This window comes from Pseudescherichia sp., from assembly GCF_031979925.1.
Classification (GTDB): Bacteria; Pseudomonadota; Gammaproteobacteria; order Enterobacterales; family Enterobacteriaceae; genus Pseudescherichia.
This window is the reverse complement of record NZ_DALZFB010000008.1, coordinates 63,365-76,355: the sequence shown is the minus strand read 5'-3', so window position 1 is coordinate 76,355 and position 12,991 is coordinate 63,365. Positions and strand designations below refer to the sequence as shown.

At 45.1% G+C, this 12,991-nt stretch carries 12 protein-coding genes and 2 pseudogenes; 8 read left to right on the top strand and 6 right to left on the bottom strand.

Annotation, left to right across the window (positions count from 1 at the left end; all coding sequences use genetic code 11):
- Positions 1 to 2 precede the first annotated feature (2 nt).
- From RTM13_RS14540 to RTM13_RS14510, 7 genes and pseudogenes are all read left to right on the top strand, one after another.
- Positions 3 to 860 (top strand): helicase RepA family protein, encoded by an 858-nt coding sequence (locus tag RTM13_RS14540; RefSeq protein ID WP_312212680.1) that lies wholly within the window; start codon positions 3 to 5, stop codon positions 858 to 860.
- The gene (locus RTM13_RS14535) at positions 847 to 1,629 is read left to right on the top strand and encodes an ABC transporter ATPase (protein WP_312212679.1); all 783 of its coding nucleotides are present in this window, start codon (positions 847 to 849) and stop codon (positions 1,627 to 1,629) included. Before RTM13_RS14540 ends, RTM13_RS14535 begins: the two co-directional genes overlap by 14 nt.
- Positions 1,630 to 2,292: 663 nt before the next feature.
- Positions 2,293 to 2,646 carry a conjugal transfer transcriptional regulator TraJ gene (traJ, locus tag RTM13_RS14530; RefSeq protein ID WP_312212678.1) on the top strand — a complete coding sequence of 118 codons (354 nt, stop codon included), beginning with the start codon at positions 2,293 to 2,295 and terminating at the stop codon, positions 2,644 to 2,646.
- A gap of 81 nt (positions 2,647 to 2,727) precedes the next feature.
- Positions 2,728 to 3,522 (top strand): P-type conjugative transfer protein TrbJ, encoded by a 795-nt coding sequence (gene trbJ / locus RTM13_RS14525; protein WP_312212677.1) that lies wholly within the window; start codon positions 2,728 to 2,730, stop codon positions 3,520 to 3,522.
- Positions 3,523 to 3,709: 187 nt separating this feature from the next.
- Positions 3,710 to 5,068, top strand: a complete 1,359-nt coding sequence (gene trbL / locus RTM13_RS14520) for a P-type conjugative transfer protein TrbL (RefSeq protein WP_312212676.1) — start codon at positions 3,710 to 3,712, stop codon at positions 5,066 to 5,068.
- Between the two features lie 82 nt (positions 5,069 to 5,150).
- On the top strand, positions 5,151 to 5,354 hold the full coding sequence (locus RTM13_RS14515) for an antitoxin VbhA family protein (RefSeq protein ID WP_312212675.1): 204 nt from the start codon (positions 5,151 to 5,153) through the stop codon (positions 5,352 to 5,354).
- Between the two features lie 320 nt (positions 5,355 to 5,674).
- A pseudogene (locus tag RTM13_RS14510) lies at positions 5,675 to 5,761 on the top strand (hypothetical protein); the annotation flags it as partial.
- Between the two features lie 218 nt (positions 5,762 to 5,979).
- Here RTM13_RS14510 and RTM13_RS14505 read toward each other — a convergent pair.
- Entirely contained in the window at positions 5,980 to 6,870 is an 891-nt protein-coding gene (locus tag RTM13_RS14505) for a hypothetical protein (RefSeq protein WP_312212674.1), read from the bottom strand.
- Between the two features lie 135 nt (positions 6,871 to 7,005).
- Here RTM13_RS14505 and RTM13_RS14500 point away from each other — a divergent pair, with 135 nt between their 5' ends.
- Positions 7,006 to 8,097 carry a hypothetical protein gene (locus RTM13_RS14500; RefSeq protein ID WP_312212673.1) on the top strand — a complete coding sequence of 364 codons (1,092 nt, stop codon included), beginning with the start codon at positions 7,006 to 7,008 and terminating at the stop codon, positions 8,095 to 8,097.
- Positions 8,098 to 8,382: 285 nt separating this feature from the next.
- On the opposite strand, the pseudogene RTM13_RS14495 reads toward RTM13_RS14500, so the two are convergent.
- From RTM13_RS14495 to RTM13_RS14475, 5 genes and pseudogenes are all read right to left on the bottom strand, one after another.
- Positions 8,383 to 8,577: pseudogene (locus tag RTM13_RS14495) on the bottom strand (DUF4917 family protein); the annotation flags it as partial.
- An 87-nt stretch (positions 8,578 to 8,664) separates the two neighbouring features.
- A complete protein-coding gene (locus tag RTM13_RS14490; protein ID WP_202123240.1) occupies positions 8,665 to 9,408 on the bottom strand; it encodes a hypothetical protein in 744 nt (247 codons plus the stop codon).
- A gap of 160 nt (positions 9,409 to 9,568) precedes the next feature.
- Entirely contained in the window at positions 9,569 to 11,290 is a 1,722-nt protein-coding gene (locus RTM13_RS14485; protein ID WP_312212672.1) for an ABC-three component system protein, read from the bottom strand.
- Positions 11,287 to 11,535 carry an ABC-three component system middle component 6 gene (locus tag RTM13_RS14480; RefSeq protein WP_072262266.1) on the bottom strand — a complete coding sequence of 83 codons (249 nt, stop codon included), beginning with the start codon at positions 11,533 to 11,535 and terminating at the stop codon, positions 11,287 to 11,289. The genes RTM13_RS14485 and RTM13_RS14480 overlap by 4 nt, the downstream gene beginning before the upstream one ends.
- On the bottom strand, positions 11,532 to 12,452 hold the full coding sequence (locus RTM13_RS14475; RefSeq protein WP_312212671.1) for an ABC-three component system protein: 921 nt from the start codon (positions 12,450 to 12,452) through the stop codon (positions 11,532 to 11,534). The genes RTM13_RS14480 and RTM13_RS14475 overlap by 4 nt, the downstream gene beginning before the upstream one ends.
- Positions 12,453 to 12,991: the final 539 nt, after the last annotated feature.

Here is a 12,991-nt window from a genome sequence, read left to right as displayed (position 1 = left end):
CAATGTCATTGAACATAATGGAAGCGTTTGAAGCTCCGCCACAGCCAATTGATTACGTTTTGCCTAATTTAGCTATTGGTACTGTCGGAGCGATTGTTTCTCCGGGAGGCGTTGGAAAGTCAATGATGGCATTACAACTTGCTGTGCAGATTACTTGTGGTGTAGATCTTTTAAACTTTGGTGAATATCCAACGGGGTTAGTGGCATATTTACCTGTGGAGGACTCTGCAAACATTATTCACCATCGTCTATATGCTTTGGGAAAATATCTAACAGCACATCAGCAGCAGATTGTAGCTGATAAGCTACTGGTCGAACCTTTGGTAGGGAAATGTCCAAATATTTTCTTGCCAGATTGGAGAAACTTGATCAATGAAGTTTCAAAAGGTAGACGTTTAATAATTTTGGATACTCTTCGCCGTTTCCACCAGGAGGATGAGAATAATAGCGCAGCAATGTCCAAAGTCATTGGAAAGCTAGAAGGTATTGCTGCTGATACTGGATGTTCGATTATATTTCTACACCATTCAAACAAAGGCGCTGCCACGATGGGCGTTGGTGATATACAGCAGGCAAGCAGGGGTAGTAGCGTCCTGGTTGATAATATACGGTGGCAATCTTATCTGGCGGGCATGACCGCCTTAGAAGCGAAGACGTATGGTATTTCTGATGATGTTCGAGATCAATTTGTTAGATTTGGAATAAATAAAGCAAATTATGGGGAACGTGCGCCAGAACGTTGGTTACAGAGACATGAGGGGGGAGTATTAAAAGTAACGGCGCTCAGCTCGAAGAATAATAAAAAGCTTACTAAAGAAAGAACATCTACCTGGAGTGGCGCTGACAATGACAACTGGTAATAAAGTGGCGCCCACAAGTACAGCTTGGCAAGCCCGAGTAATTCTGTACCAACCAAGCCAGCGTCCTAAGGAGGTAAAGGGACAATGGATGGAGACAAGTTTCGGACGTTGTCGTGTTACCGGACGGCTCGGACAGCGTCATGCCGATATCGTAGAGACAATATTATATGTTGCCGAGCAACGTCGTGAAATTTCTGATGGTGGAATCGAATTATTAGTAGATCCAGCGAAAGTACGCCGAACGCTATCCGATGCACAGTACAGTTATGGTCGTATACATAAATTGCTTTTAGATCTGCGCGTCGCAACAGTTGAAATTATAACGCCAGAGCTGGAGAAAAGCGGCGACTTTATAATAGGGGGACTGATCGATCATGTAGTACCATCACCTATGACGCGTCCAGATCCTTTGACTGGGGGAGTACGCCGTTTATGGCGTGTCCGTCTGGGTGTTGCATTAGCAATGTTACTCAAAAAAGATTTGCCATTTTATTATCATCCTGGCCCCATAGCTCGGTTACAACATGGTATTAGCCAGGCAGTCGCTCGTCATGTCTTAACCCATAGGAATAATCCTTTAGGAGGGTGGTATATGGATACGTTGATATTAGCAGTATGCGGTGAAGGAACGAGTAATATGACTTTACGTAATTACCGTCGGAGATTGAAAGAAGATGCTGTGCAATTGCTTGAGATTGGAATTGATTTGAACGGTTCCAGGATAAAACGTGTCACAACGGCCCGATATTGTGTCACAACGGCCCGATAGCGTGTTATAGCGGCCCGATAGCGTGCTACAGAGGCCCGAATTTTTACTATTCAGCAGTATTTACAGGATCGTTCAGGATCTTCAGGCTTCGAAATCACCTGCCTGAGCAGGCGCTTTCAAATCCAGAATCGGCCAAAGGCCGATGGTTGTACGCCAGAAGAAGAGATTACCTACACGCTTGGTATATTGACGCTTGAGGTAGATTTTATGACATATGAGGTACGCCTCTGCCTTTGGGCATAGGAAGGCAGATTTTAGCCGCTAAAATCTGCAATGCACATGCTCAGACAAGGTAATTAAAAAAGTTCATAAGTAATAAAAGGCTTCTTTCATTATATCGAAACATAAATATAGTTGGCGGACGCCCATATAGAACTACTAGAGGTCATTTTTAAAAGTGAGAATTATAGTTTCCTTGCAAAAAACACATTTGCTGCAGATTTCACTCGAGTAATCCTGCACTAATACATTAAAAAAACACATCCTGTACACTGAAATACACATTGTCGTGCACAGATATACAACGGCAACGGTAGGGCAGGACATGTAAAGTAGGCCCACCGCTCCGGTGTCCCAACTTTACCACTCCCTATTCGCCGCAACGCTGCTCAAGGTAGTCCTGCTCTGCGAGGCTGATCGGCTACCGCCTATATGGAGAGTGATATGACAGTTTCTCAGACTAGAAAGAACAGTACACCAATTAAAGTTTATTGTTTGCCAGAGGAAAAAGCGCAAATCCAGGAAAATGCAGAAGCTTCTGGTTTAAGTGTCGCGAGTTTCATTCGTAAAGTCGCAATGGGTTATCAGGTTGAGTCTATTGTAGATATTAAACAGGTTATGGAACTTAGCCGGGTAAATGCTGATCTAGGGAGACTTGGTGGTTTACTTAAATTGTGGCTAGCTAATGATCCTCGCACAATTGATTTTTCGCCCACACTGATAAAAGCTTTGCTTGCAAAAATAGAATCAACCAGACAAGAACTAAGGACTATTATGGATAGAGTTTTGGATAATTAAATATATGGATTTCTATATATCAGCATCTGTTACCAGTCCAAGTCTACAATACTAATAATCAGTTGAATTTGAGGTAAGCAAATGAAATTTATGCTCCGAATATTTACATCGCAAAGAAGTATTTTAGCCGCTAAAAAAGCATTGGTAGCTTCCTTCATAGCATATATCGTGGCATTACCGGTGAAAGCAGGTATTCCTGTTGTTGATGGAACTAATGTGGTTCAGACCACAATCAGCGCAGTCAACAACGTTCAGGCTGTATCAAAACAAATCCAGCAATATCAGACGCAACTGCAGCAATATGAAAACATGCTGCAGAACACCGTAGCACCTGGGGCTTACATCTGGGACCAGGCTAATTCGACCATCAACAAATTACTGCAGGCGCAGGACACCCTGAATTACTACAAAAATCAGGCCGGAAGTCTCGATTCGTATCTGAAACGTTATCAAGACATTAACTACTACCGTTCATCACCGTGCTTCAACACCAATCTTCAGTGTACTGCATCTGAAATTAGCGCACTGCGTAAAGCTGAACAGGACAGTTCTGAGGCACGAAAAAAAGCTAATGACGCCGTATTCAAGGCGATCGATGAACAGCAAGAAACGCTGCAAAACGATGCTAACAACCTGGCAGACTTGCAAACTCATGCAACCGGTGCAAAAGGACAAATGGAAGCCATTCAGACGGCTAACCAGCTTGCTAGTGCACAAACAAATCAGTTACTGCAAATCCGCTCATTACTGGTAGCACAACAAAATGCAGCTACAACCCTGGCGCAAGCTCAGGCTGATAAAGAAGCCCAACAAATAGCCGCTGATGAGAAAGTATTAGCTGGACAGAATACACCAAGCCCAAAGCGAATGTGGTGAGGACCAATTGAATGAAAAATAAAATCACGATGGTTTTTATTCTAATCACTTCAATGATTATTTGTTCTTGCGAAAAAAACGATAAAGATTGCTCAACGATGCCATATAATAAATTAGATGCGCATAAATACGATAATTGTGCATTGCGTAGTAATAATAATCCAAGTCCTAAACGAGAGTGGTAATTATGAAAATAGTAAGCAAGCTCACATTTTTTGGTATCATAGTTTTATTTTCTTTTAATGCCTATGCTGGTCAGTTAGATAGTAGCGGGTTGCTTGATACATTGTTAGATAAGTTTCAACAAGTAGCTAGCACATGGACAACAGTAATTGGCGATTATGCGAATTGGCTCTTTTGGGGGCTGGTATTAATAAGTATGGTTTGGACATTTAGCATGATGGCGCTGCAAGGGGAGGGGCTGACTGGGGTACTTGCAGAAATGGTTCGTTTTTTTGCTGTTATTGGTTTTTTCTATTATCTTTTAATCAACGGCCCAGCTATATCTCAATCAATAATTAATTCAATGAGACAACTTGCAGCAAACGCTCTGGGAATAGGTACTGGTATATCACCCTCAAGCATAGTTGATATGGCATTTGTGATACTGTCCAAGGTCAGTTCAGCCGCATCAATTTGGTCGCCAATGATATCCACCATTATGATAACAGTAGCGATAATTGTTTTGATAGTAATGGCCCTCATAGCGATAAATATGCTAATCATTTTAGTTTCTGCATGGGTATTGTGTTATGCGGGAGTTATATTGCTTGGGTTTGGTGGCTCGAAGTGGACCTCCGATATAGCAATAAATTACCTACGGACTGTTTTATCGATTGGTATTCAATTATTCACGATGACAATAATCATTGGTATTGGACAATCATTTATAGATCAATACTTTTCTATTATTGGAAATGATATTCCTGATCTTAATAGTCTTATTGTTTTACTTCTGGCTTCAATTATTCTTTTAGTATTGACTAATAAATTGCCGTTGTTGTTATCTGGCATTGTTGGAGGAGCATCCTTACAGGGGATTGGTGGGTTTGGGGCCGGTATGATTACGGGCGCTGCTGCTACTGCGATTAGTGGTGCTGGAACGATGGCAATGAGCACTACAGCTCAAGTCAGTGGTGGGGTTTCTGCATTAAAAGCCGCTTTCGAATCTGCACAAACGGCAATGGCCGAAGAATCTGGATCTGCCGGTGGTTCAGGTGGAGGATTTGGCGGTGGTGAAGATACTGGTTCTGTAAACACGTCGGGAGACCAGTCATCTCGTAAAGGTAGCTCCAGTGGAGGAAGCGAAGGTTTTGCTGCATCGTTCTCGCGTGCTGGACGCATGGCAAGACATATGGGAAGCAGTATGGTTAATGGAGCTGCTGAGTACCAAACAATGAAGCAAAACAGCAATTCTTCTGGTGCTCATCAGACTATTGGAGAAGAGTTGGCGACTCAGATACGTAAACAAACAGCTACTCGTCGGGATAACCGCGAACATGATGATTTTGCCGGAGATAGCTTATCCGGCAATAATAAATCTTGAATTAAGCACGTCAGTTTACGGGAAAACGCGAACTGACGCTTTCACTGAGCAAACTCTACTCCTGCAACTCAAAGGAAAAATCATGTCCAGAACTCCCGAGTCACGGTTACTCATTGAGGGCTTTCGTAAAGCAGAGGCTTCCCTTAGACTCGAAGGAAAGGACCCCAGTGGTACGCCGCTATATGAATCTATCAAGGCACGTATTATTTCAGGTGAGCTGACGTATGAGCAGGGGCGTGCTGAGATTCTTGCCTACTACACAAAAGCAGATACCGGTGGCCTCTGACAGTGGGAGAAATACTGACCGAGGAATTATTAAAACCGCTGAGTATGTCTCATGATGCTTAAGGGGGCTATGGGGATTTCTCGGCAGGATGTCAAAGATATTATGTGCGGTATGCGTCGTCTTAGCGATGTTGAAGCCCGCGTTCTTGCTGACATATTTGGGACTGATGAGGATTTTTGGAGCAATCTGCAGAAGTTGCAAGATCGGAAGAAACGACGGTAAAAATAGTAACTCATATGCCGAGATATCCCAGCGCAGCGGGTGGTGAGAGTGCTGGAAAGGTACGTGTCGAACCGGGGGAACCACTTAAATAGAGGACACGCGTATTTCGGCTGACCCTGCGGGCTGCTCAGGTCTTCATTGATTCCATTTTCACCCTGATGGGCGTTCCGCTGCGCTGTCCGGAATAAGCTACTATTCCAGTTTTTCTCTTCTATCCTCATTTTATTCTAAGGCATCAGTTATGACAAAAGCGTACTAGGTGATAAGTTTTTGGGAAATTACATGCAATGGGATAGGCCACAGCGATGAAGTTTTAAGGTGGCAATAGAGATAATGAAAATCTTTATTGCCGGGATAGAACTATATCAACTCTAAATTTCTGAGTGAATCTTGTGGAAATATTTTACCCTCTGTACTCTTTTTGCTTATCGCGTAATTCACGATGCTTATCAAACTTTTTAAAAACAATAGGTTTGCCAATTTCCCTCAAATCAGCGCTCTCATTATCCTCAACAGCTTTTACGACTTCTTTAAATAATATACTTTCGGTGCTTAATGATGATTGATTAACCTGATAGGTATGATGTATTTCATTGTTATACCGTGTTATACCGATAATGGCTAATTCATTTGCGCCAATTTCCCTTGTTACAAGCTTGACAAAGTTATCATCAAATTCCATTTTGAATGTAAAGAGATGGTTTTTACCAGTTTTATAACAAGATAAGGCTACTATGAAATCACTTGCAAACCATTCCTTCTCAAATTTTTCATCAGTATTAAGGTAAAACTCAGTTATTATTTTCTCAATGCAATGTTTAACTAAGCTAACAAGAAATTCACTGCTTAACAGTTTATTGGCTGCCTCTCTGCAATCGATAAATACATCATCATCCCAGAGCGTGTTTTCAACTTCCTTATTATCTTCACATCCCATGATTAGCTTGTAACCAGCCCCTTTTTGAGTGCCTGAGTGATAGTCATACTCCCCTTTATCATAAGTATATTTTATTTGTCTTAAGTGGCCCTGTATAGAATTAATTATATGTTGAGATACTAAAGTGCTTCCGGCAAAAGCAATCATACAACGATGCCAGGACTCTGTTTCAAAATAGCGAACGATTTTCCCACTAGTATCAAAATCAGGAACTCGTACAATAATTTCAAGCGGCATTATTTTTCTAAAGCTTGATGTCAATTTTACTGACATTCCTCGAGATTTAGTGGTTATGAGAGAGTCTCCACAAAAAACAATACTTCCATCTTTCTCGAAACCTGCAACAACTAATGTCATATTACCTCCTGATGTTCATGACTTTTCCACATTATATTTAGCAGGTTGATAATTCTAAGTAAATGCATATAATGAGATTGGTTTGAAAATTTTTTATTCATCACTTTTTGGCGATATCTTCTGGAGATATGTTGTATGTCTGATTTAAGTTCGGCAATAGTTCATTTAACAATGCGTTTTAACGAACAAACATTATCAACAGGGAGTGGCGTATTCTATAAAAGAGCTGGTCAATACTATGTTGTAACAGCATGGCATAATGTATCGGGTCGCCATACTGATTCCATGGAATGTCTTGACCAAAAGAATAATGCGGTTCCGAATAATATTCTAGTGTCTTTCAAATATCACATATTCGGTCAGGTAACAGTTAGGAATATCAGGTTGCCTTTATACGATGATACTAAAGCGCTTTACCATATTCATCCAGATAACTGGCCAAGAGTGGACGTAGTCGCAATACCTTTTGACGTAAACGGCTTGCATACCTCTGTAGGGTATTCTGGCTATGAGAAGATGGAGTTTGAATATTCACTTTTTGACGAAGAGGATAATTTAACAATTCATGCAATCCAGCAGTATCTCGTTGATGATGTTCTGGCAAAACGATGGATGAATTCGGCTAATGTTACTGATGAGGTGTTCATTCCGGGCTATCCTCACAATATAACAGATCAATTTTATAACCCGGTCTGGAAAAGAGCTACAATAGCTACGAATCCAGCATTCCAATGGCAAAACGCGAGAAAGTTTCTTATCGACAGTGCTTCAAGCAGTGGTATGTCCGGTGCTTCAGTATTTTATTATAATAATGCAGGGGATGTGAGTATTCTTGGTCACCACATTAACGTTGGTCGCATTGCTGCTATTCATGCTGGGATTTATGTTGGCAGAGTCGGTGTTACTGAGAAGGCGGACCCGCAGGTTGGGATTGTATGGCATGCGTCTGTTATTGATGAAATAATTGATGGGAAAGTTTTTGATTTTCATCCTGATGAAATTGAAATGGCGCGCAAGGATATCGAGGCGGTTATTAGAGAACACTTAAAGACGGCAAATGCCAAGGGTATAGAGAATATATTGAATGAGATTACTCCTTCTCGTCATTACGTTCATAGTCAGATTATGAAGGACATTAAAGGCAGAGCTAAACCCGGGGAATTGATGCAGCTTATTCTCGATGTAACAGCTGCTTATGATGGGCCTCTGGTTGAGGACAAAGGTTGACAGAGTCTACTCAATCAATACTGTTAGTCTGCCTGATTTAGTTAATGATGCGTTTTTTGTGTTCAGGAAATACCGCTATTCCAGCCTTACTAAGGGCATTTCTGACCGCAGGGATGCCTATGTTTTGCATGTTCTTTGTAGTGGCATGTTTAAACGAAAAGACCCTGCCCGGTAAGGCATTAACAAAATTTCCTACCCGGCCTTCATTCAGTCGGGCGTTTACCTGATATGTTTTTAACCAGCCGTCGGGATCAAAACTAGGTTCGCAAATTACAATCACGCCTTTATTCGTAGCGAACGGTTGACGTTCGATGCCTGCCAGACGATCCGAAGATCCAGTTCGAAGTCGCTGGTCTGAAAGAAATTGAATAACTGCTGAGCGTTGTCGGGAAGCAAGTTCTGCTCAGTGGCATGCTGAAGCAGTGAGGAATACGAAAAACTCGTATTGATGGAAATGCTGGCACCGTTTCCGAGGAGAATTGTGCATCCGCAGTTTTAGACAATCGCTTCCCAAGGTATGATCTCAAACGGCATGTTGTCGTTCCTTACTCAACTGAGCCGGTACATTCAAGGCTGTTGGATTCGCAGGAGATGGTTCTTGAGCAAGAACCAGCACATGTTGAGCGCGAATGAGCGGCCGAGCCGCGTCATCTGATCTTCTGGGATGCCCATCGGGCGGTGAGCGCCCGGACTTAGAAAACCGAACACGCCAGCCAGCCCTTTTTCCTCCTCGACCGTGATCTCGCCGCTGCTTCGCAGGAACGCAAGCACTTCGCCCCACTTTGATGGGTTGTAGGTGGCTGGTGTCGGCTGCTGCGAGGCGTTATGGGCAGCCACGTCACCGGCCAGCGTCTCCAGCGCCACGCGGGCATTCACGAGCGAAGCGTTGTAGTCGGGTGGTGTCGACCGGAACGCGCCAGCCGAGTCATTGATCTTGGCGATGATTTCCTGCGCACGGGGAGCCCCCGACTTCTGCAAGGCGTCGATCAAGTCATCCTCTAAGGGCGCCGCATCGGTAATCGATGGATCAGTTTGAACCAGCTTCTTGTCCTTGATGATGTAGCCGTCTAGCAGTAGGCACTGCGTCAGGTCGTGCAATCGCTCATCGAAACGATACTTAGGATTGACCCTAGCCCGCAGATCGCCTGTTGTCGCAACGACCTCGGCCAGCGCCAGCATGAGCGTGCGGTCATCGAGATCACGTAGCGTGTTCAGTAAACCGTATAACAGTTGTCCGTGGGGCAAGGATAAGTGTTGCACCCCGTACTTGCCCAAAAGCACGATTGAATTTATGGGCTCTTGCAGTTCCATGAATTGCGCTAACGAATAGCGGGTTCTTTGTCCTATCATCCTTTTTGCTTCTCGCATATTTCAGAGAGGTAGTGCGGCCTTTTATGTGTGCTTCCCGATAGCTCCGAAACTCCCACTATTCAAGCGCATACTCAGAATTCAACCACCACCAGTCCGATAGTTATCCAAATCTGATACCAAACAGCCCACCGTCCTCCGTAGCATCGGTCAAACGTGTTGGAAGCACATGGTCATTAAGGTCGAAGCCACCGATGGTTTCCTTGAAAGCGTCGTCCTCATTCATCGTCACGATGTATTGAAAGCCAAGCTCTTGGGCGATCTCTGAGCCAAGACGCAAAGCGCTAATGACTTGACGTCCGTCAACGCCATCAAACAGATGGCTATCATGGATCAGAAATCCCGGTCCCATCTGCCGTTTGGCGCACAAGCGCATAAGCATCATGTCGAAGCAGAATATCTGCATATTCTTGATGCCTTTGCTGCGCTCACCTTGCATCGGAAATTTGAAAATTGGTCCGTTGGAGGTTTCATCGACCGTCATACTGCCGGCCGATTCATACAAGCGTTGCGAAGTTTCCTCAAAGGCGACGATGGCTTCGGCCAATCGGTCTTTCTGCTCAGCAAAGTCACGTCGCAGTCGAATAGTGAGGCGATTGCGCTCTATGTCCAGCTCGTTCTTGGTACCTTCGAGCTGTTCTGCAGCTTCGAAACGTTGCCTCAACGATTCCACTTCGGATTCCAGCCGGCCCATTTCTCCTTGCAACTTGAGAAACTGTTCGAGAGCACCATGGCTCTTGAGAATTCCAAGGATTTCGCCACGACGTTGGTCGAGCTGTGCTTTCTTACTGTCACGAAGCTCGATACGCAGCTTGGCAGCTTCGAGTTCGCTGGACAGATAGTCCTTGCGATTGCGCACCACTGAGTCGTGAAAGCTCTTCACGTCTTCATAGCGGCGTTTAACCAAGCCGGGAAGCACGATACCTGCCTCTTGATAGACAGCCTGAAGGTCTTCATGGTCCGGAGGAATCTCGGAGGCGAGGGCGTTTTCCAGATCACGAATAGCCGAGAAGTCGATGGTGTTGGCGTTGGCCAAGTCGTTGAGCTCGCGGGTGAGCGTTGCGCTCTCGACTTCCAGCTCCCGGTATTCCGGCAACACCTGGAAAGTCTCAACTTCCGCATGAAGCTTCTTGAGACGGGCCTCCTGAATGGTTAGCTCTGTGCGCAAGTCTGCGACTTTGCCGATGATTGAACCGAAGGCACCGTTGCCAGCCGCTTTCTTCAGCTCTTCGAGAGTCTTTTCCCGATCGCGTACAGCTTGCCAATCTCGGGCAATCTGCCAGTCCAGTCCGAGTAGGAACATTAGCGCCATCTGCATGTCGCCAGTTCCCTGCATCGTAGCCTGTTTTTCTGGCGTCATGAAGGCGCCGCTCGCCTGTCGGCGTACAAAGTAGGCAAACAGCGACCGGAATGAAGGCGGCTTGCTGCCTGCAGCTTCAAGGCTGCTCAGGCCAAACATTTGTTCGCCGAGGAACGTACACCACTCGGTGGCCGAGAACTTGACCTTCGCGGCAGGCGGAGCTGTAACGAAAATTTTGGCTTTGGAACCACCACTGCGCTCGACGACCGTTCGTTCCGAATTCAGATCGAAGTCCATGCCGAAGGTGTGTTCGGCCAGCTCCGGGGTGCGGAAAATCGACTCTGGACCGGCATCGGCACCGAGCAGAAAATGTACCAACTCCACAAAACTGGTTTTGCCGGCACGATTTCGTGTTTGCTTGGTGGATGCTCCCTCAGTTTTTTGAGCGAGCAGCACATTCAGGCCGGGCTTCAGATCTCCAAGATTTTTGAAGCTAGGTAGCGTGCTGAAAATGTGATGAATCACGCTCTTCTCCTGGCCACAAGGCCGCTTTCTAGTTCGATGGTTCCAAGTGTATATAGAAGGTCGAGGGAGAGCAAAAACCAGTCGTAGGTGATTCGCCGAGGCGTTACGGTTAAGCCTGTATCGTGTCTGTTCAATTCATCCCAAAGTGCGGAGACAGTTTTTGGACGAGCGAGGAACGTCAAAACACGCGCACCGACAGTCAGAAGAGCACGCTCCTGAGGCAGATGTTTAGATGGCAGGATCATACAGTCCCCACAGTTTGAGCATCTTCAAAAATTTCGCATTTGTCGAACAAATAAGCCATTACGGCTAACACGGCCGCCTTGTGAGCAGGCGTGGTATTCATAGTACCCCCAGCCCATGCTTCTAAGCGGCCGAATATTTCATCTGGATGAAGTTGAGGAGTTCCATCCCGCAGCCCCTCATATTTGCTCTTGAAAGCCTGTGCGATCTGCTCGCCGTAGGAAGGATTCTTCCAGCTATTAAAGAACTGCGCAACGAGAGGAGACTTCTGCATACCTATCTTCAGGAAGTCTGCAACAGCTTGAGATAGAAGGTTTGCTTCGATCTTTCCGCGCGAAACATCTTTCACATCGCTCGCAGTAGGGATGGGGGTGATGCTAATGTGAGTGAGCACTGCAGCTAAGTCGCCGAAGCCCAGATTTATATTTGCTTCCATTGTTAACGAAGGGCCAAACCAAGATTCGAGATCCTGAAGTTTTAGTTGACGGAACTTCGCTAGCATTTCCTCGTACCCACAATGTCCTATCTTAATCAGCGGGTTGTCCTGAGCTAGTTTGGCTAAAGCTTCAATAATGTGCGGACCTAGCCGCCCATCCGGTGCGTTATGGACGAAGGTCCATTCATTGAAATAATCTTCCCAGTACTCCTTGGCCCCTTCGAAGTCTTCGTTGATCTTCTTGATGGCCTCAACAGCGCTTAAATCATTAGGGGCATAGCTCTGGAACAGTATTCGAGCGGAAGACAGATATCCGTCGTTTTTCCGGTCCCCAACATTGCCCCAAGGCCGGCATGCCATGAAGTCGTTGGGATGTGCCTTCGACATCAGCTTCTCAAATAAACGTTGAAAACCGTCCCCCTTAGATTCTAAGAAGGCAATGCGGAAATCCTTTTCGTAGTTGAGTTGTTGTATGCGATCCATACGCTAGGCTCTGACCCTATGTTTTTGAAATTCTTCAGGCTGTCGCTCATGGCTTCCTGAAGCTGCGGTAAAGGTGCACACGATTGATATCAAGGGGAAAAAATTTGTCGGCCGCAATTAGTATGAATTGCATGAGAATGGCACCCGGGGCAGATATGCCCATTAATACCAATACGTTTGCGGCTTCCTCTTTAAATGCTCATCAATCCGAGTACGAATGACATACTCAATGCTTGCCATAGCACATTTTGGGCTTTGTTGTCGTTAGATTTTGCTTCATTTGCGTATAGATGTCATTTGATTTTTGACGCAGACTTACGAGCATTGTGGCATTGATGGGTGTGGATTATTACTCGCTTCAAACGTGCTGTATCGCGCCAATTCAGCTTCATCACTGGCTCCCGCTGCCCCTCGCAGTCCAGCATTATGCTAATGTGTTTCGCCATAAAGGGAGTTGCATACTGGCGTAACCTCTAGCTTCAAACTGTGGAGGCTTGGGCTATGTCGCTCCTTGGCTCTAACTCAGGAACAAAATTTTT

Bases quoted from the DNA above. Each gene is read 5' to 3' on its own strand.
- trbL (WP_312212676.1), top strand. From the start codon at position 3,710: ATGAAAATAGTAAGCAAGCTCACATTTTTTGGTATCATAGTTTTATTT.
- RTM13_RS14490 (WP_202123240.1), bottom strand. From the start codon at position 9,408: ATGGAACTGCAAGAGCCCATAAATTCAATCGTGCTTTTGGGCAAGTAC.
- RTM13_RS14500 (WP_312212673.1), top strand. From the start codon at position 7,006: ATGTCTGATTTAAGTTCGGCAATAGTTCATTTAACAATGCGTTTTAAC.
- RTM13_RS14535 (WP_312212679.1), top strand. From the start codon at position 847: ATGACAACTGGTAATAAAGTGGCGCCCACAAGTACAGCTTGGCAAGCC.
- traJ (WP_312212678.1), top strand. From the start codon at position 2,293: ATGACAGTTTCTCAGACTAGAAAGAACAGTACACCAATTAAAGTTTAT.
- RTM13_RS14475 (WP_312212671.1), bottom strand. From the start codon at position 12,452: ATGGATCGCATACAACAACTCAACTACGAAAAGGATTTCCGCATTGCC.
- RTM13_RS14480 (WP_072262266.1), bottom strand. From the start codon at position 11,535: ATGATCCTGCCATCTAAACATCTGCCTCAGGAGCGTGCTCTTCTGACT.
- trbJ (WP_312212677.1), top strand. From the start codon at position 2,728: ATGAAATTTATGCTCCGAATATTTACATCGCAAAGAAGTATTTTAGCC.
- RTM13_RS14505 (WP_312212674.1), bottom strand. From the start codon at position 6,870: ATGACATTAGTTGTTGCAGGTTTCGAGAAAGATGGAAGTATTGTTTTT.
- RTM13_RS14540 (WP_312212680.1), top strand. From the start codon at position 3: ATGTCATTGAACATAATGGAAGCGTTTGAAGCTCCGCCACAGCCAATT.
- RTM13_RS14515 (WP_312212675.1), top strand. From the start codon at position 5,151: ATGTCCAGAACTCCCGAGTCACGGTTACTCATTGAGGGCTTTCGTAAA.